Consider the following 18039-nt stretch of genomic DNA (forward strand, 5'->3'; position numbering starts at 1 on the left):
TGTATAGTCATTTAATTGACTGTTTTGCCGCTGAGTATTTTAGAAGTGATAATTGTAAATGCACCATTTCCTAGAACATTTGCAGATGTTATTATTGGGTCTAGTAAAATATAGAGTGCAGTAATAAGTCCTCCCATTTCAGGAGTGAAACCAAGATGTGTTTCGAGAATTGTGATCATAACAAGAATGCCACCACCAGGGACAGCTGCGACCGCAAATTTAGCAAGGACAAAATAAAATGAAAAAACAAGAAATGTAGAAAAATCAGGAAAGCCTGAGCCAAAAGTGCTCATGATAACAAGTGCAATCATAGGTATAGCTATGCTATCCCCAATTAAATGAATATTTACAGTTGCGGGTGCAATTGTTCTTGAGAGATCAACTTTTTTTGTATTTTTTTCTGCTGCTTGAATTGTAAGGGGAAGTGCGGCCATACTTGACATGGAACTAAATCCCATGATTCCTGCTGGCATAACATTCTTAATAAAATAAATAAATTGTTTAATATTAAAACCAGAACCAATAAAATATAAAATGGCAATATAAACGAATTGAGTGATAATTATCGCAAGCACAAGAGGAAGGTAAGAACTTAAAATTTGAGATAAAATCCCATCACTTTCAAGCTTTATGATAAAACCTAATGCAAAAATTGGGAGCACTGGAATAAACGCTTTATTTAAAAATAAAGTAACATAGTCACGTAGTTTATTAGATAGAAAATCAATACGTGGTTTGCGGAATTTTGAAAAAATAAGTCCGCCAATTAATCCTGAAAAAAGAGCAACGTTATTTGAAATAAGAACTGGAATTTTAAAGTCCCAATATGGATTGAGTGATTCTTTTGTAGTATTATTTATATTAGAGAAATTTTCAAGATTCGATAATGTTATATGCGAAACATTATAACCGATTATTGTTGAAATAAAATTCGATAAACAAATGCATAAAATTAAAATAATAATAAATTTAAAAACATCTGATTTAAAAGAAAGTAAGCAAGAAAAAATACAGCTAAAAATGATAAAAGGCAATAAAAAAATAAGTGACTCTTTTAAAGTTAAGCTGATTGCGTAGAAAATGGATTGAATTAGGATAGGTAGGTATTTGCCTACAAATAGACCAAAAATAAGGGCGAGAATGAGCCTAAAGATTATATTATTTGCTACTCTTGAAATATGTCTTTGCATTTTGCAACCTTAATCTAAATTTTATACTGTCTCAAATATACCTAAAAAGGAATCAAAGTGTCCTAGATATTAGGTTGAATAGCTCTAGCTAAATCAATATTGGGAGTCAATATAACATGTCGCTTAAAATTTATTCTTGGAATATTAATGGTATTCGTGCTTCTGCTAAGGCTGGTTTTTTTAATTGGCTGGAAAATTCACAGGCAGATATTGTGCTTTTACAAGAGGTGAGAGCCTTGCCATCTCAGCTAAATTCTGAACAAATTGAACCATTTGGCTATAAAAGTATTTGGCATCCAGCCCAGAAAAAAGGATACAGTGGTGTCGCAATCTATACAAAACTTTCCTTTTCAGAGTCAGATATTCAAATGGGAATTGGAGATCCTAAATTTGATGATGAGGGAAGATTTTTAGGATTTTTTTATAAGAATATTTTTTATGCAAGTGCTTATTTTCCAAATAGTCAACCAGAAGGAAAAAGACTAGAATATAAGCTTGCTTTTTGTCAGAAGTTACAGAAAATATTAGCAGAATTAAGAAATAATAATATTTCTATTGTTTTAGGTGGTGATATTAACATCGCCCACACCGAAATTGATCTTGCAAATCCTAAGCAAAATCTTAAAAATCCAGGGTTTTTACCTGAAGAAAGAGATTGGTATTCGAGTTTCCTTGCAGATGGATATGTTGACTCGTTTCGCATGTTTGAAAAAAATGGAGGGCACTATACGTGGTGGAGCAATCGCCCTGGGGTTCGGCAAAGAAATATTGGGTGGAGAATAGATTCGCATTTTGTATCAGAAGACCTTATAAAGAATATTAAGAATGCTGGCATTCATTCTGATATTTATGGTTCAGATCATTGCCCAATATCGCTCGATCTCTCGTTTCCTTAATTATAGACTGGAGAATTGACTTTGAAAAAACTTTTTTTCTTATTTTTATCGCAACTTATATTTATAAATTTTAGCGCATTTTCTCAAACTTTAACACGTATAAAAAAAGAAGGTGAACTTAGGGTTTGTACTTCTGCCGGATATGCGCCTTTTGAAGTGAAATCCTCGAGCGGTGAATGGGTCGGTTTTGATATTAAAATGTTTGAACTTTTTTCTAAAGTGTTGAATGTAAAATTAAATATGCTTGACATACGTTGGGAAGGCGTTTTTCCAGCCCTCTTAGCAATGAAATGTGATTTTATTACTGGAGGCATGTCAGTAACCAAAGAACGAGAAAAGGTGATTAACTTCAGTGATCCTATTTATAAAAGCGGAAACTCTTTAGTTGTTTCAATGAAAGCAAAAGACAAATATAAAGTTCTTTCAGATCTTGATAAAGTTGGTGTAAAAATTGCGGTTAAAACGGGAAACACAGCCGATTTTTTTCTTAAAAAAGTTTTAAAGCACGCAAAGATTCTACGTTTTGATACCAATGCCGATTTAATCACGGCTGTCCTTGAAAATAGAACCGATGCTTTTGCGCAAGATTCTATTTTTTCAATGATGGCATCTAGTGAGCACAAAGGTAAATTATATATTTTAAAGGATAAACTTAATTATGAAGATTTAGCTGTAGGTATTAGAAAAAAGGACACGGCTCTTTTAAAAGAATTCAATAACTTTTTAGGTGAGTGGAAAAAGAATGGTGGTTATGATAAAGCTGTTCATTATTATCTGGAAAGTGATGATTGGAGAGCTGAGCTGAAGCATGAATAGAGTTATCTGGATATAATTTTCAGATATAAATTGAATTTGCTTTTAAACTAGATAATTCTTCGAGATCTCTATTTCATTATACGAAAAGTATCAGCTCTTTATATTATATAAATAATTTATATCTTAATATATAAGCCTAGCATAACCAAGATTTGATCTAATTAATAATTCGATATAAGTTATTGAAGTAGATTCACAATGAGTCAAATGACTCTAATCAATTATTAGGAGAGGAATTTTTATGCTTAAAAAAACATTTATAATATTATCTACAATAATAGCTACTCCAGCATTTTCTAGAGAGTCTATTTTGCCAATGACGACTACTTATGTTTTCTGTTCTTCTGATAAAGATCGTTCTCAATGGAGGTGGGCAAAGGATACAAATAATAATTATGTTACTGCAACAGGTTATTGGAAAGTAATCAGGCGCGATGAACAAATAGTATATGGAATTAATTTTGATCCATTTTCATTTGTTTTCGTTACAACTTCAAATGAGCATATAAGAATAGTTAAATTTTGTAAAAAAGATGAGTCCACTCAACCCGCTGATAATTCTACATCTTCATGGTATTCATTTTCTATAAGTTAATGGGCACTTAAATTAGAACAAATTAATATTTTTATAATACAATTATTTTAAATATTGAAAATATTAGAAAACTAAGGTTGCTATTTAAAGTGAATAATTAGATTAAAACTTCAATAAAATCAACTCTTCATATTGACAAATTGCAACGGTATTTTTAATTCTTGCTGTTTTTCTTTTAAAAGTGAAATTACGCTTTGCAGATCATCTATTTTTTTTCCAGTAACGCGAATTTGTTTGTCTTGAATTTGGGTGTCCACTTTTATTTTAGAGTCTTTAATTGTACGCGTGATTTTTTTTGCCATATCGGTTTCGAGACCTTGTTTGATGCGAATGCTTTGGCTGAGCATCATGCCTCCAATTGGCTTGATTTTATCAATATCAAGCGCTCCTAAATCAATTCCGCGCTTTAAAAGTTTAGAGTTAATAATGTCTGCAATTGCCATCACGTGTGATTCGCTATCGGCTGAAAATTTCATTTCAGCTTTTTGTTTATCTAAGCTGAGTTCGTACTTTTTTCCTTTAAAGTCATAGCGTGAGGCGATTTCTTTTTGCGCTTGGTTGATTGCATTGTCGACTTCTTGAATATTTACCTCTGAAACAATATCAAAACTTGGCATAAATGAGTCTCCTGAGTTATTGCGAGGTTTCCATTTGTCCCACCTCTTAATTATAATCCCAGATCATTCTATGACTTGAATTGTTTTGTCAACCGCAACTTTTTAAGCTGATCAGAAGCAGCAAAAAGGGCAAAATGGGGTGTTTTTTAACAATTGGATTTAAAATTGAATTCATGTAAAGATTAAATTAAATAGAAAAAAGCGTTTTGAGTGGATTCAATTCTATTTGGAGAGTTCTAATGATCTTATATGAAGTCACATATATCTTGAAAGATCATGAATATGAAAAAAGATTTGCTGATTTTATGATCGATAGACATTTGCTTGATCTCTACCAAACGGGGTGTTTTTTATCTGTTTCATTTGCTAAAACGCAGGAGGCAGCTACTTACAAGGCAACTTTTTATTTAAAAGACAAAAAAATGATGGATAAATATATAAATCAATACTCAGCAAGTCTTAGGAAAGGTGTGACTGAGAAGTTTCCGCAAACTGGAATAGAATTTTTTCGAGTGTTTAGTTATTGCTTATTTTTTAAATCAGAACAAACAACTCAATCGAGGAAAATATAAACGATATTATCTTCGGATTCATTCCTAATTTCAGTCTGATAAACAGGCAAAGAGACACAAGCAGGTGCTTTTTTTACTGCTCCATTTTCAGCAATATTAAAGACAGCTTTGTGAAAAGGGCAAGTGATTTCTGTTGTTTCTGAATTCCATAAACCATTTTCTAAAGATTTATCTGCATGGGTGCAAGTGTTATCAAATGCCCAAACTTTATTATCATTTAATGCCTTTACCAAAAGAACGTCAAGACCATCTACGGTAAATTTTTTTGGTTTATCTGTAGATAATAAAGAAAGAGAACATACCTTAAAATATGCCATTTTTTAATATCTCTTTCTTTTATTTATTCTTGAGGAAGTTGGTTGAGAGCAATTTCAAGTGAATGTTCGGCAACATTTAGTAACAGACTTTCACTTTCTAAGTTAGAAAGAGTTTCGAGTGCAAAACTTTTAATTATAAGTTTACGAGCTTCTGCAATAGAAAACCCACGTGTGGTCAAATAATAAAGTTGTTTTGCATCGATTTCACCAGTAGCACTGCCATGTTTGCACATAACATCATTTGGTAATATTTCGAGGCGAGGAGAAGCATCTACCCGTGCATTTTTACTCAGCAATAAATTTTTATTCACTTGCATTGCTAAGGTTTGAGGTGCATCTTTATCGATAATTACAAGGCCTTGAAAAACACATTTGGTACGATTGGCAATAATCATTTTTATATTTAAATGAGAATTCCCTTGAGAAACTTTATGTTCTTGAATGGGTTCGTAGTCAAAATTTCCTTGTGTTGAAAGTACAGCAACAGAAGATTTAGCGATGGCTTTTTTGCCAGAAAATACAATGTTTGAAGTCACTCTTGTGTTACCTTGAGGATTCATAATTTGCGCATCAATAAACTTAGAGTTTTCTCCTAATGAAACATTGCGTTCAAATAAAGTATTTGAACTTTTTAATTCACCTGCAGTAACATTTAGCCAAAGTTGAGTGAGCTGTGAATTTTCTTCTAAAATGAGAGAATGTCTTAACATTCCAAACTGAGAACTTCCTTCAATTAATATAAGTTCTGCTTGGCTCCCTTTAGATAAAACTAATTTAAATGCGCTGTAAATTTGTGAAAAGTTAGAATTCAAATGATTTGTTACTATAATTAACGGTTTTTCAGTTGAATGTGTTGCAAGTTTCATAACAATTTCATGGGGAGAGCTTGCTTTTAATCTACTTGCTAAGGCAAAACCAATATCACTTTTTGGAGCAATTGATATTGCTTCAAATGGGGCAGATAAAAACTCTATAGAGGATTTCAATTCTGTAGCAGAATAAATATCAACTACACCATGTCCAATTTCAACAAGAATAATTCTGCGCAGTTCATTTTGAAAAATATTCTCGCATGAATCACCAAAATATTTTTTTAATAAAGAAACACGAGTGAGAGTGTCTTGTGGATTTCTATAAGATACTTTCCAGGGCAAAAAAGAGGATACTTTTTCTTGGACGCTGTGGCCTTGAAAATTTAAGACTTCTTCTTGTGGTAAAAAGAATATTTCTGGATTTGTTTTACGCCAACTTTCCTCAGGATACTTAGGACAAAGGGCAAGTTTTTTATTTTCTAGGTGAATAAGTGACATAAAAATTAACCCACTCCTTCAAATTCGATTTCAATCAATCGATTGAGTTCAACCGCATATTCCATAGGTAGTTCTTTAACAAACTCTTCGATAAATCCATTAATAATCATTAGGGTCGCTTGTCTTTCAGAAAAACCGCGGCTTGTAAGGTAATAGATTTGATCATCACTGACACGACTTACACTTGCTTCATGCCCAACTTCGGTGCCATCCTGTTCTTCTATTTGCATAGTTGGATAGGTTATGGAGTTTGATTTGTCGTCCATTAAAAGAGCATCACACTGAACTTTACTTTTGCAGCCCTTCATACCTTTCGGGATTTTAACAAGGCCACGGTAGGTTGTGCAACCACCATCTTTGGAAATTGATTTTGAGGTAATGACACTGGTTGTATTCGGTGCCGCATGAATTATTTTGGCGCCTGCGTCTTGGTGCATTCCATTGCCTGCAAAAGCAACAGAAAGTATTTCACCTTTTGCGCGTGGTCCAAGTAAGTAAACAGCGGGATATTTCATTGTTAATTTAGAGCCGATGTTACCATCGACCCATTCCACTGAAGCATCTTCATAAGCATAAGCACGTTTGGTCACAAGATTATAAATATTTTTTGACCAGTTTTGTATTGTTGTATAGCGTATTTTAGAACCCTTCATTGCAATTAATTCGACCACTGCAGAGTGGAGAGAGTCACTGCGATAAACGGGTGCTGTACAACCTTCGATATAATGTACAGATGATCCTTCATCCGCAATAATAAGCGTTCTTTCAAACTGTCCCATATTTTCGGTATTAATACGGAAATATGCTTGCAATGGTATGTCAACATGCACGCCTTTTGGTACGTAAATAAAGCTTCCACCGCTCCACACAGCCGTATTTAATGCGGCAAATTTGTTGTCATTAGCAGGAATCACGGTAGCAAAATATTTCTTAATTATTTCGGGATGCTCGCGTAGAGCTGTATCCATGTCGAAGAAAAGAACTCCTTTTTCTTCAAGGCTTTTCTGCATGCTGTGATAAACAACTTCAGATTCAAACTGCGCAGAAACACCGGCAAGGAATTTTCTTTCAGCTTCAGGGATACCAAGGCGGTCAAACGTATCTTTGATTTCAGAAGGAACGTCATCCCAATTGGTTCCCACTCGCTCTGTAGGACGTACGAAATAGTGAATATTTGTAAAATCTATTTCGTTTAGAGCTTTGGTATCGCCCCAGGTTGGCATTGGTTTTTCATTAAAAATATCTAGAGCTTTTAAGCGAATGTCGAGCATCCACTGTGGCTCATGTTTGAATTCAGAAATCTCTTTTACAATTTCCTTTGTAAGCCCTTTTGCTGATTTAGCGCCTTTAAAAACGTAGTTTTCTTTTACGTGAAAGCCATATTTGTAATCGTCTAAGATATCGACTTGTGAAGAATCAAAGTCTTCAATTAATGTAGAGTTTTTATCGTTTTTCATATGCAGCTCCTCTTCAAGCTAGATTTAAAGACTTGAAGAATTAGGTTGACGGATGTATTCGTATCCTTCACGTTCGAGCTCTTCAACCAAAGACATATCGCCAGATTGATTGATTTTTCCGTCTAAAATAACATGAATTTTATCGGGATTGATAAAGTTTAAAAGCCTTTGATAGTGTGTCACTATGATAAAGCTTGTGCCGATTTCTTTTGCAATGTGCTTGATGCTTTCTGCAACAATTTTTTGAGCATCGACGTCAACGCCTGAGTCAATTTCATCGAGGATAGCAACTTTGGGTTCAATAAGCATGAGTTGGAGCATTTCAAAGCGCTTCATTTCGCCCCCAGAAAAGCCATCATTTAAATATCTTTGCAATGAGGCACGTTCAATATTTAATAATTCGAGTTTGCTTTTTAATATTTTTCTAAACTCAGAAACACTCACTTGTTTTGAGTGACGTAGATTATATAGATTTCTTAAATATTCAGAGATCTTTAATCCTGGAATGGAAACTGGGTATTGAAATGCTAAGAAAAGACCTTTCTTGGCTCTTTCCGCTGTGTCAAGTCCAGTAATATCTTCTCCATCAATCAAGATTTTTCCTGTATTTAAAGTATAGTTTTTTGAACCCATAATTACATGACCAAGAGTAGATTTACCAACACCATTTGGTCCCATTATAACATGAATTTCCCCTGCAGGAATTTCAAGGTCAATTCCCTTTAATATTTCTTTGTCACCTACTGACGCTTTAACATTTTTGATGGATAGCATACGGAATCTTCTCCTAAAGAACAAAGAACAAAATTTTAATTTTCTGTAGAAACAATCTTTAATTTACGTTGATTTAATGCTGATTGAGCGCAATTAATAAGTTTATCGCATCCTTGTTTTGGCAATCCCGCTTCATCAAAGTTATCGCTTAAGAGGAGGTGTAAAGTTTTCCAAGGAAGAGCTGCACATTTAACTCGAACTGGGAATTTGCTCACTCCATGCAGTGCTTCAATATCATGCTCAAGATCATCAGAATTAACAGGCGTTTTTCCTGTATAAATTTTTTCAGCTTCGTGTATAAGGTTGCGTGCTTCATTTAAGGTAACGGACTGTAAAGAATTGCACATTATGCTCGCACTTGCTTGGCTAATGGAACAACCTGTGCCGTCAAAGCCTACAAATAATATAGGTTGTTTTTCTTTCATTTCGACTTGGCAATAGACGGTGATGTTATCTCCACACAAAGGATTTTTGCCTTCTTGGCAAAATCGACAAGGCATATTCTTAGATTTAAATCTAGGATTCCTTGAATGGTCTACAATAACCTCTTGGTACAGGGCATTGAGTTCGACTGATTGTGAGGATTTAAGACTTTCTGTCATTCACTAAACTCCAAAATGCTTAATAATAACGCGAACAATCGCGCTCTTATAAGGAATACCACTAGATTAACGTAAGATCGACAAATGCGACGGTAAAACAACAAACTATAAAAAATAACAATGAAGTTAGGTTATATTTGAAGCTTTTTTTATAGCTGCCAAGGCAATTTCTATATCATCTTTGTCAGAATATGCGGCAAAACTACATCTTACGAGAGCATCAACGCCTAAGAAACGAATGAGAGGCCAAGCACAGTGATGACCTGCTCGCATGGCAATGTTATCTGCATCTAAAATGGTAGCTAAATCATGTGCATGTATTTTTTTATGGCGAAATGAAATAATTGTTTCTTGACCTGTAGAGGGTGAAAACACTTCAATATCTTGTATTTCTTGTATTTTATTTAAAAATTCGCTTGCAAGAGCGGCCGCATGATCATGAATATTTTGCTTTCCAACCTTTGCAACCCAGTCGATTGCTGCGCCTAAACCTACTGTTTCAGTAATAGGAGGGGTACCTGCCTCAAATTTTGCAGGACCGGAAGTCCATTGGCTACCTTCTAAAGTAACATCTGAAATCATCGCTCCTCCAAATGTAAATGGAGGCAAGCGTTCCATAAGTTCCTTGCTCATAGCCAGAACTCCAATTCCAGATGGGCCATATATTTTATGTGGGCTGAAAGCAATTGCATCGGCACCTAAAGCAAAAAGGTCTTCATCAATGCAAGTCATACTTTGTGCGCAGTCAAGAATAACAAGTGCATCTACTTTTTTAGCGATTTCAATTATTTCATGAATTGGATTTATTTGTCCTAAAACATTTCCAACATGTGCTAAGGAAACTACTTTGGTATTTTTTGTAATAAGTTTTTTTGCTTCAGATAAATTAAGTTTTAATTTATCTCCACTTTTTCCTTCAAAGGAGATATATGCCAATTCGCAATTTTTGCGTAAAGCCACTTGTTGCCAAGGAATTAAATTAGCATGATGTTCAGCGGCTGGAATTACAATTCTGCTATTTTCATTTAAGAACTCTTCGCCTATGCCACTGGCTAAAATATTAAGACTTTCTGTTGCTCCACGCGTGTATACAATTTGTTCTGGTTTGACTGATTTTCCAATAAAATTAGCTACTTTTATTCGGGTGTTTTCATACATTTGAGATGATCTGATGGAGACTCCATATGCTCCACGGTGCACGGAGCCATAATCGTATTCTAAGTGATGTGTCATAGCTTTAATGACACTTTCATGTTTTTGCGCTGAAACAGCTGAGTCTAAATATGAAAATGGTTTTGTTTGTCCATCTTCAATTTTTTTATTATTTTGAAAAATTGGGAATTCATTGCGAATGTGAGAACCGAGCTTCGTTGCTTTCATTTAAATTGCCTTCCTCTGAGGGGCGGGTGAAAAATCCGCCATCAGTATTTATCTGACATAGGGCTCGCAAAATGCTAAGAGCATGTCAACAATTCTATAAATGGGATGATACCCGTAAATAAAGGTATTGATCTTCATTTGGGGGCAAAGACGCATGCAGAGTGAACGTATCAGAAAAAAAAGACAAGCTCTCGAAAAAAAGAAAAAGAACTATAAAGACAGTCTAGAAAAAGTAGCAGCAATGGACTATCGCTGGGTGGTCCCTTTAGCTAAAAATATTAGAACAAAATCAAATATACTCGCGAAATTTATTTCCTTCGTTTTTTCTGATATTGCTACCACACCTTTATTAAATCAAAAGATGTCTGTAAATAGATTCACACTTATGAAAGGTCTAACTCGTATCTTATTTCCACAAAGCGATACTATTTTAACTAAAATAGAAAAATCAATTCGTACTTTGCAGGAGAGTATTGGTGAAATTTCTTCCGAAATATTAACAGATACCGAAGTTACCCAAGAATTACTTGCTCCATTTATTGAAACTGTTTGTACTGCTGTAGAAGCAAATCCACAGCTTATAGCATTATTTGGCCAGCCACAAATATTGGAAGAAGCTTTTGGTCCATTGGGTGAAAGAATAGCTGGGATGGTTTCTCTAATTCCTGCTTTATCTTCTCAAGCAGCAGAAAAATTTCCTGATCTTAAAGAAACATTTTTTCACTCACTTTTTCAGTTAAATAAAGAAGAAAGAAATCAAATTTATATTTTAGCTGAAAATATATTAGGTGAGGTTTATAAAGAAAAAGTTTTTCCAATGTTAAATAAAACTCTTTCATCCGATCCTCGAGGAAAGGTATTAGCACCTATTTTAAGTGGCGCTATTGAAGCAATACCAGGCGAAAGTTGTATCAATGCCTTGCTCTCAATTGCTTGTACACCACATAATGAATTTTCAAATGGACGTGTTATTGCTATTGCTATTCAAGAAATTGGTGGATTGTATATTAAAATATCTCAGGTTATTTCTGAACTTTGCCCTCCTAGTTTAGCAAGAGAGTTAAGAACAAGTCAGGACGATGCAGGAGGTATCTTTCCGAGTATAGAAAAATCATGGAGCTATTTTAAAGAAACTCTCGATCTAGAAGAATATTCTTTTTGGAAACCTTATTTAATAATTCCAAAAAATCCAATCAGACATTTTGCGAGTGCCAGCGTAGGAGCTCTCTATAATATTCAATTAAATAAAGAGGGCAAAGAAAGATTTGGGGTCGATAATATTTTAATTAAAATACAAAGACCAAAACTACGTGAACTATTTGCAATTCAAAGTGAGCATATTTTAAAATTAACAGATGATGCACATAAGATGCTTTTAGAAGATTTAACCTTAACATCAGATGTAAAATCTGAATTATTGGGTTTAGTTTCGACGTTAAGAAGAGCTGTTTTAAATTATCATAAGCAAAGTCAAGAAGAACTTGATTTTACCCTAGAAGAAAAAAATGCAGAAAAAGTAAGAATTGCATTAGGAGAAAATAAGTCAATTCAAGTTCCGCGTTTTTTTCAGACTCACATTGACACGGTTTTCATGGAAAAAATGAGCGGTATTAAAGTAACAAAAATAATTCAAACTAAATATTTAGAACGTCGAGAAATAGCGGACACCATTGCAAAAGCATATATTGAATTGGTTTTCAATAAAGGAGTCGTTTGGGCTGATCCACATCCAGGAAATATATTATATGATGATTTGACCAATCAGGTTTCGATGATTGATTTAAATCCATGCTTTGTATGGGATATAATGACTCGAGAAGAGTTCAAGCATCTTATTTATAGATTGCTTCTACGTGATGCAGCTGGAGTTTATCGGACTCTCTATCACTTAGTAGAAAATCCAGAATCGCTCCATTCAAATACTATTTTAGATGATTTAGGACGATTTTTAAATCTTTCTATGGGAAGTGCTAGTCTCACGAGATTTGTAGGTGAATTCATTAAAACTTTAAGTGAAAATCAAGTGGATTTAAAAGTAGAAGTGCAAGCAGCATTGCGTGGTTTAAGTCAAATTGCACTTACGACATCTTCTATTTCGGCACGAAATCATTTTGGTACCATTTTAAGAAAGCAATTTACATTAAAAGAACTTGTGGGTACGGTTTGGAATGTAGGGGTTATTCGTGTTTCTAAAGTTATTTTATCAGCACTTTTTGAGTTTACTCGGCAAATGCCTGAATATGACATTGGCCCCGTTCTTGATGAACGGGATATATCAATGCTTTCTGAAAGAACTCACGAATTAGCAAAAGCAAATGTTTGCCACATATTATTTCGTCGTGTTTCTCCTGAAGATCATCCGAATTTAAAAATAAGTCAAGACGGACAAATGCTTTTAATTACTAGCGATCTTTATATTGAAATTATTACAAAAGTAAGGCCTGCAAGTGTTCGTTATGTTATTGAGACACCGTCGCGAAAATGGTTAAAAGAAAGACAAGAGTTTGTTAAGTTAGCAAGTATTGCGAGAAGTTTTTGTACTATAGAATGTCTTGAACAATTGCGAAGAAATTCATTAGATGATTATTGGCGAATTGTAGAGGCGTGGAGCAAAGATCCTTTTCTTAGAACGGTGGAAGAAACCCAACTTATTGGTGAGGTAAGAATTGCTGCACGAAATTTATACTCACTGCGTTTTGCAAATATTTGGGAGTCTGTATTTTCTGGATTACCATATAGCTCTAAACTTATTTGGCGTATTTTAATGAGCGTTGAATCTTGGAAAGAAAGTTCAAAACAAAATTATTTAGTTTCGCAAAAGAAAAAGTTTGGAGATGTCTTGTTAGCAAATTTAGCTTACGGTAGTTTTTTCAGAATTAAAATCTTAATTTTAGAAGCAATCCTTTGGTATTTAAGAAAAAAAATTAGTGGATTAAAATTTTCAATGCATTTATTGCCTATGTCGACTCAGGAACTTGAAAATTTAATTTTGTTTGGCTTAAGTCGTAATTTTACAAGAAATAGAAAATAAATTTTTATGCTTATTTATTCATTTAAAACTTCAATATCAACAATATAACCTTCATGCTTTCTCATATTAAAAACATGATTGCTTAAAAATAAATATTGTCCTTTAATTCCTGTAATTTTACCTTCGATTTCTGGATTTTTATCAAGAGATAATGATTTTATTGAAGCAATTTCTCCAGGAGAGTCATAGTTAATTTCAACTAAAGGTGGATTTTCAAAGAATTCAATTTCATTTGATAAGTTTAAATGAAGAGGAGTATTTACGATTAATTTTTTATTTATAAAATCAGGAAAATTAGCCAACCAATTTTTAACTTCCTCGTATTTTTCATTAAAATCTTCCTCGGATGGCCTTAAATTTCCATTTTTTAGCATCTTTATCCAATGACTTCGATCAGACAAAATTTCTTTCAATGCATTTTCAATAGTTCCCGCTTGGTGGCGTGATGTCACTTTAGCTAATAGTTTTGCACTTGTTGCTCCTTGATCAATCCAACGTGTGGGAATTTGTGAGATACGCGTAATTCCCACTTTAAATTTATCTGTATATGATAAGTAAACATAATGAGGCTTGTAACAAAAGCTTTCACCCCATTCAGGCTCTCTACAAGTTCCATTCATATAATGACATAAATGTGGACTCATGATACATGTATCTGCTGATGCTTTTCTCTTTAAACAAGGAAAGCAAAAACCAGAAAATAGTTTTTTAACTGTTTTTTGACAAGAAACGCACTGCAAAATACCCTTGTGTGATATCTTGAATGTCATTCCCTTGTTTATTGTCAAATTAGGTTTTAGTATATAATTAAAATCTAAAATAATTTTATTTTTTTGTTCAGTTACTTTGTTTTCAAAGAAAGCAGTGTTAGAGGTGCTTTTCTGCAATTCATAACTGTTTTGCAATTTTAAAATAAGATGCTCTGAACTTTTGAATTGATTATTCATGATTGACACTCTTTTCGTCAAAGACTAAACATAATGGATTGATTGTGTTGATTACAACATCATTTCAATTTTTGTAGCATATTAATATGCGTGCGATCATGCCGATAAGGACAGATAATGCTGTCGCAATACGGAGCATTGAAGGTGAATGATAAGAATTTAAAAAGAAAAGACATTCTAAGTGCTGTGCCAAGTTTTGGTGTAAGGTGCACTTTTCGTGTGGGCAAATTTTTTCCATTGTTCCTTTTACCTCTTTTTGCGGGCTGTCAAAGTGGATTGTATGAGAACACAATTTCCTTAAATAATAATCATGAAATTTCACATATTGAGTCCCTTACAGCCAAAAAACCTAGCACAGAATTATCAGGAAATAATAAAATTAATTCAAATGAAAGTATTGTGTTAAACGGAAATATAAATAAAGAAGCACAATTGAACAATGAAAAAGAAAAATTAATTTTAGAAAAAAAATCTCCTGAAAAATCAAAAAAAATAGCAAATGTCCCCACTCTTAAATCTCGTTCATCTGAAGGAAATCTTTTAATCGAATCCGAAGAGAACAGCTCTTCTCCTAACTCCGAAGATCTCGATGATCAAGAAAATCTTATTTTAAATTCCACTGATGAAGCATTATCAGCCGAAGATCCTCTTAACAATGTAAGTTCAGAGGACATGAATGCTGCAAGTACTAATGAAGACAGTGCTCTTTTGTGCCAAGACAGTGTTTATTATAATTCATGGCAAGAACAATTTGATAAAACTTGGATCGAAGAAAATGGCAAGAATTATAAGACAAATGTGAGTAGAAATAGAGCACTTTCTCAAGCACGGACAAATCGTTTTATTCAAATAGCATATCCCACGATTGATCGTTTGGAGTTTGATTTTCCAATTGTAATAAACTCTCAAGTTCTTCAATGGATTAACTATTTTAGAGGATCCGGTCGAAAAAGCTTTGTTGTTTGGCTCAAACGCAGTCGAGCCGTTATTCCTGAAATGGAAAAAACACTTGAAATACATGGACTTCCAAAAGATCTTGTCTACCTCTCTATGATTGAATCGGGGTATAGTCCTAAAGCATTGAGTTCTGCTGGAGCAGTGGGTCTTTGGCAGTTTATGCCAGCCACAGGGCGTGAATATGGGCTTAAAATTAACGATTATGTTGATGAAAGACGAAATCTTAAAAAATCAACTAAAGCAGCGGCACGATATCTAACAAATCTTTATGGCATGTTTGAAAGTTGGCATTTAGCTGCAGCAAGCTATAATGGTGGTCCAGGGCGTGTGCAAAGGACTCTTCGAAATTATGGGGAAGACTCAACTTTCTTTGATCTCACTTCAATGGGGGTGGTGAATAGAGAAACGGCTGATTATGTTCCAAAACTTATTGCAGCCATGATTATTTCTAAAAACCCAGATAAATTTGGTTTTGATATCACAGCAGCTCCATTATCTTCTCCTACAAAAACCATTCAGTTGTCCCGTTCTATTTCATTAAGTGATCTCGCACGTTCAATTAATGTAGATAAAAATACTTTGGAGTCGTTAAACCCTGAGTTGCGTCTTGGCATCACTCCCCCTCCTCATGCAACTTCAGCAGGGAATTTTGAGCTTGAAGTTCCTGCGAGTAAGTTCGATATGGCTTTGGCTTCCATAGATATGCTGCCAAATGCTCCAACTCAATATATGCTTGCGGCTCGTATCAAACGGCGTGAAACAGTAACTTCTTTTGCAGCTCGTTATCGCATAAAGACAGCTTCTGTTTTAAAGGCAAATGCTCATTTAAAAGCAAACTCAAATCTGCAGAAAGGCCAAGTCGTATATATTCCAGTGTCGTTGGGAACGGGGCAATATGCACGACTGGCATCAAGTAAATATGCAAATGCAAAATATTCTAAAATTGGAAAGCATAAAAAACATTTAGTTGTAAAAAATAAGATTCATAATAAATTAACTGTAAAATCTTCAATTAAAAAGAATAAGTCTACAATTAATGCAAAAAAAGTAACTCGCTCAGTGACTTTGAAAAAGAAAATAAACTCGGGCAAAAAAGTGGCAACTGCAAATCAGAAGAAAAAACAACATAACAATGTGCGTTGATTTTTTATTTAGAAGTATGTTAAACACTCCAAACCGGTTGGAGAGCTGGCAGAGTGGTTGAATGTACCTGATTCGAAATCAGGCGTGCTCGCAAGGGTACCGGGGGTTCGAATCCCCCGCTCTCCGCCATTTTAAACCTATATAAGTACAGAGTTTTGTAGAAAAACAACTCATTTCTTTTAAGATAATCATTTTCAAAAATTACAAACTATTTTTTTCGTTATCTGAATGCGACGACAGATATCTACCTTTGCGCCATATAAATGTTGTGAGTGTTGAGCTTTCAATCTTTCAAAAATTCTAATAAAGCCATGATTTATACTAAATTAATTGTTATTTGTTTTTGCACTCTACATTGTTAATTATATGTAAATTATAAATAATACTTAGTTTTTTTTCAAAAAATCAACTTATCTTTTAGTATTCCGATATTCATTTTTGGAAAGGAAATACAGAAATGGGTGAGGAAACTGAAGAGAAAAAGCAGAAAGATGATTTAAGTGTTTATTTCCAAGCAATAAAGCGAGCTGAACATATTTATGACACTATAACGAATATTAGAGAGCTGGCATTCGGAGCAGCTATAGCACTGCCAGTTATAGGTCTGATAAAAGATTTTATTCTAAATTCAACAGACAGCAATGCGGCTCTTTCATATATAACTGTCTATAAAGATTTTAATTCACTATTAATACATGATATAAAGATTCCTTTTATATTTGTTTTTAGTATAATATCTGTCTTATTAGTATTGTTTACAAAAATAATTGAGGTACAGATATATCGACCAAAACTTGAAGGAGTTTTTAAATATTTGGAAGAGTTTGAAGAAAAAGCTTCCGAGAATAATGTGTATATAGGATTTAAAAAAGATTTTGGACTAATAAAATATGAAAGAAATAAAGATAATAGTGAGCAAATAAATAAATTATATAATATTTTTGGGTTGGGTTGTTTTATAATTGGGGCAGTCTTAGGATATTTAGTAAATATTGATCCCTGTCGAGCTCATAATTTCTTTTCCAAAGTTACCTTAGAAGTGCATTTTCAATGTTCAATAGTTAAAAAAACCATTAATTATGACCATATAAACAATTTGAAAACTTCAAGAACCACAGAAACCAAGGAATGTGGTTGTGTTCCTGATTCTTTAAGGTAGTGAAACTAAGTCAGAAGATTCTATAAAAACCCAACTCTTTTATCATCGTATCCAAATCTTCTGCGTAGCATTGCGATCTGATTCATTGACTCTTCTATTTTTTATTGAAAAGTGCCAGATTGAAATGGAGAGCTACAATTATGCAGGTATTTATTAATAAAATAAAATTAATATAAAAGGAACTGTTGGTTTTCTTTTATAATTTACATTTAGATATATATAATATTATTGAATATAAATTATTTAAATTTTTATAAAATTTAAATAGACCTCCAA

The 18039-nt window shown here is 33.6% G+C and carries 16 protein-coding genes and 1 tRNA gene; 8 read left to right on the forward strand and 9 right to left on the reverse strand.

Translation table 11 applies throughout. From position 1 onward, the window contains the following. Positions 1-11: 11 nt before the first annotated feature. Entirely contained in the window at positions 12-1190 is a 1179-nt protein-coding gene (locus GCL57_RS05395; RefSeq protein WP_152212257.1) for a cation:dicarboxylate symporter family transporter, read from the reverse strand. A 116-nt stretch (positions 1191-1306) separates the two neighbouring features. Here GCL57_RS05395 and GCL57_RS05400 point away from each other — a divergent pair, with 116 nt between their 5' ends. From GCL57_RS05400 to GCL57_RS05410, 3 genes are all read left to right on the forward strand, one after another. Further along, positions 1307-2086: an exodeoxyribonuclease III gene (locus GCL57_RS05400; protein ID WP_152212258.1), complete on the forward strand. Its 780-nt coding sequence runs from the start codon at positions 1307-1309 to the stop codon at positions 2084-2086. 21 nt (positions 2087-2107) lie between these two features. Next, a complete protein-coding gene (locus GCL57_RS05405) occupies positions 2108-2902 on the forward strand; it encodes a transporter substrate-binding domain-containing protein (protein ID WP_161597615.1) in 795 nt (264 codons plus the stop codon). Between the two features lie 241 nt (positions 2903-3143). After that, entirely contained in the window at positions 3144-3497 is a 354-nt protein-coding gene (locus GCL57_RS05410) for a hypothetical protein (RefSeq protein WP_152212261.1), read from the forward strand. Positions 3498-3616: 119 nt separating this feature from the next. Here GCL57_RS05410 and GCL57_RS05415 read toward each other — a convergent pair whose 3' ends face one another. After that, entirely contained in the window at positions 3617-4114 is a 498-nt protein-coding gene (locus GCL57_RS05415) for a YajQ family cyclic di-GMP-binding protein (RefSeq protein WP_152212263.1), read from the reverse strand. Positions 4115-4353: 239 nt separating this feature from the next. Here GCL57_RS05415 and GCL57_RS05420 point away from each other — a divergent pair, with 239 nt between their 5' ends. Beyond that, positions 4354-4686, forward strand: coding sequence for a DUF4286 family protein (locus GCL57_RS05420; RefSeq protein WP_152212264.1), 333 nt, complete (start codon positions 4354-4356; stop codon positions 4684-4686). Here the strand turns inward: GCL57_RS05420 and GCL57_RS05425 are convergent. From GCL57_RS05425 to GCL57_RS05450, 6 genes are all read right to left on the reverse strand, one after another. After that, positions 4668-5003, reverse strand: coding sequence for a Rieske (2Fe-2S) protein (locus GCL57_RS05425; protein ID WP_152212266.1), 336 nt, complete (start codon positions 5001-5003; stop codon positions 4668-4670). The genes GCL57_RS05420 and GCL57_RS05425 overlap by 19 nt on opposite strands. A gap of 23 nt (positions 5004-5026) precedes the next feature. After that, complete coding sequence (locus tag GCL57_RS05430) at positions 5027-6313, reverse strand: SufD family Fe-S cluster assembly protein (protein WP_152212267.1); 1287 nt, start codon at positions 6311-6313, stop codon at positions 5027-5029. A 5-nt stretch (positions 6314-6318) separates the two neighbouring features. Next, positions 6319-7770 (reverse strand): Fe-S cluster assembly protein SufB, encoded by a 1452-nt coding sequence (gene sufB / locus GCL57_RS05435; protein WP_152212268.1) that lies wholly within the window; start codon positions 7768-7770, stop codon positions 6319-6321. A 24-nt stretch (positions 7771-7794) separates the two neighbouring features. Beyond that, positions 7795-8544, reverse strand: a complete 750-nt coding sequence (gene sufC / locus GCL57_RS05440) for a Fe-S cluster assembly ATPase SufC (protein ID WP_152212270.1) — start codon at positions 8542-8544, stop codon at positions 7795-7797. A 35-nt stretch (positions 8545-8579) separates the two neighbouring features. Beyond that, positions 8580-9146, reverse strand: coding sequence for a Fe-S cluster assembly sulfur transfer protein SufU (gene sufU / locus GCL57_RS05445; RefSeq protein ID WP_152212272.1), 567 nt, complete (start codon positions 9144-9146; stop codon positions 8580-8582). Between the two features lie 126 nt (positions 9147-9272). Continuing rightward, complete coding sequence (locus GCL57_RS05450) at positions 9273-10526, reverse strand: aminotransferase class V-fold PLP-dependent enzyme (RefSeq protein WP_152212273.1); 1254 nt, start codon at positions 10524-10526, stop codon at positions 9273-9275. A gap of 154 nt (positions 10527-10680) precedes the next feature. Here GCL57_RS05450 and GCL57_RS05455 point away from each other — a divergent pair, with 154 nt between their 5' ends. Further along, positions 10681-13557, forward strand: a complete 2877-nt coding sequence (locus GCL57_RS05455; RefSeq protein WP_152212274.1) for an AarF/UbiB family protein — start codon at positions 10681-10683, stop codon at positions 13555-13557. Positions 13558-13571: 14 nt separating this feature from the next. On the opposite strand, the gene GCL57_RS05460 is transcribed toward GCL57_RS05455, so the two are convergent. Continuing rightward, the gene (locus tag GCL57_RS05460) at positions 13572-14504 is read right to left on the reverse strand and encodes a DUF2797 domain-containing protein (protein ID WP_152212276.1); all 933 of its coding nucleotides are present in this window, start codon (positions 14502-14504) and stop codon (positions 13572-13574) included. Between the two features lie 117 nt (positions 14505-14621). Here GCL57_RS05460 and GCL57_RS05465 point away from each other — a divergent pair, with 117 nt between their 5' ends. From GCL57_RS05465 to GCL57_RS05475, 3 genes are all read left to right on the forward strand, one after another. Beyond that, positions 14622-16604 carry a lytic transglycosylase domain-containing protein gene (locus GCL57_RS05465; protein ID WP_152212277.1) on the forward strand — a complete coding sequence of 661 codons (1983 nt, stop codon included), beginning with the start codon at positions 14622-14624 and terminating at the stop codon, positions 16602-16604. 39 nt (positions 16605-16643) lie between these two features. Further along, positions 16644-16733: transfer RNA gene (locus GCL57_RS05470), tRNA-Ser, on the forward strand. Between the two features lie 328 nt (positions 16734-17061). Continuing rightward, positions 17062-17763 carry a hypothetical protein gene (locus tag GCL57_RS05475; protein ID WP_152212279.1) on the forward strand — a complete coding sequence of 234 codons (702 nt, stop codon included), beginning with the start codon at positions 17062-17064 and terminating at the stop codon, positions 17761-17763. Positions 17764-18039 lie beyond the last annotated feature (276 nt).

The sequence above is a fragment of the Fluviispira multicolorata genome, assembly GCF_009208585.1.
GTDB lineage: Bacteria > Bdellovibrionota_B > Oligoflexia > Silvanigrellales > Silvanigrellaceae > Silvanigrella > Silvanigrella multicolorata.

What these genes read in the sequence shown, in the direction of transcription:
- GCL57_RS05395 (WP_152212257.1), bottom strand. Translation starts at nt 1,190, where the DNA reads ATGCAAAGACATATTTCAAGAGTAGCAAATAATATAATCTTTAGGCTC.
- GCL57_RS05400 (WP_152212258.1), top strand. Translation starts at nt 1,307, where the DNA reads ATGTCGCTTAAAATTTATTCTTGGAATATTAATGGTATTCGTGCTTCT.
- GCL57_RS05410 (WP_152212261.1), top strand. Translation starts at nt 3,144, where the DNA reads ATGCTTAAAAAAACATTTATAATATTATCTACAATAATAGCTACTCCA.
- GCL57_RS05415 (WP_152212263.1), bottom strand. Translation starts at nt 4,114, where the DNA reads ATGCCAAGTTTTGATATTGTTTCAGAGGTAAATATTCAAGAAGTCGAC.
- GCL57_RS05420 (WP_152212264.1), top strand. Translation starts at nt 4,354, where the DNA reads ATGATCTTATATGAAGTCACATATATCTTGAAAGATCATGAATATGAA.
- GCL57_RS05425 (WP_152212266.1), bottom strand. Translation starts at nt 5,003, where the DNA reads ATGGCATATTTTAAGGTATGTTCTCTTTCTTTATTATCTACAGATAAA.
- GCL57_RS05430 (WP_152212267.1), bottom strand. Translation starts at nt 6,313, where the DNA reads ATGTCACTTATTCACCTAGAAAATAAAAAACTTGCCCTTTGTCCTAAG.
- sufB (WP_152212268.1), bottom strand. Translation starts at nt 7,770, where the DNA reads ATGAAAAACGATAAAAACTCTACATTAATTGAAGACTTTGATTCTTCA.
- sufC (WP_152212270.1), bottom strand. Translation starts at nt 8,544, where the DNA reads ATGCTATCCATCAAAAATGTTAAAGCGTCAGTAGGTGACAAAGAAATA.
- sufU (WP_152212272.1), bottom strand. Translation starts at nt 9,146, where the DNA reads ATGACAGAAAGTCTTAAATCCTCACAATCAGTCGAACTCAATGCCCTG.
- GCL57_RS05450 (WP_152212273.1), bottom strand. Translation starts at nt 10,526, where the DNA reads ATGAAAGCAACGAAGCTCGGTTCTCACATTCGCAATGAATTCCCAATT.
- GCL57_RS05455 (WP_152212274.1), top strand. Translation starts at nt 10,681, where the DNA reads ATGCAGAGTGAACGTATCAGAAAAAAAAGACAAGCTCTCGAAAAAAAG.
- GCL57_RS05460 (WP_152212276.1), bottom strand. Translation starts at nt 14,504, where the DNA reads ATGAATAATCAATTCAAAAGTTCAGAGCATCTTATTTTAAAATTGCAA.
- GCL57_RS05465 (WP_152212277.1), top strand. Translation starts at nt 14,622, where the DNA reads ATGCTGTCGCAATACGGAGCATTGAAGGTGAATGATAAGAATTTAAAA.
- GCL57_RS05475 (WP_152212279.1), top strand. Translation starts at nt 17,062, where the DNA reads ATGGGTGAGGAAACTGAAGAGAAAAAGCAGAAAGATGATTTAAGTGTT.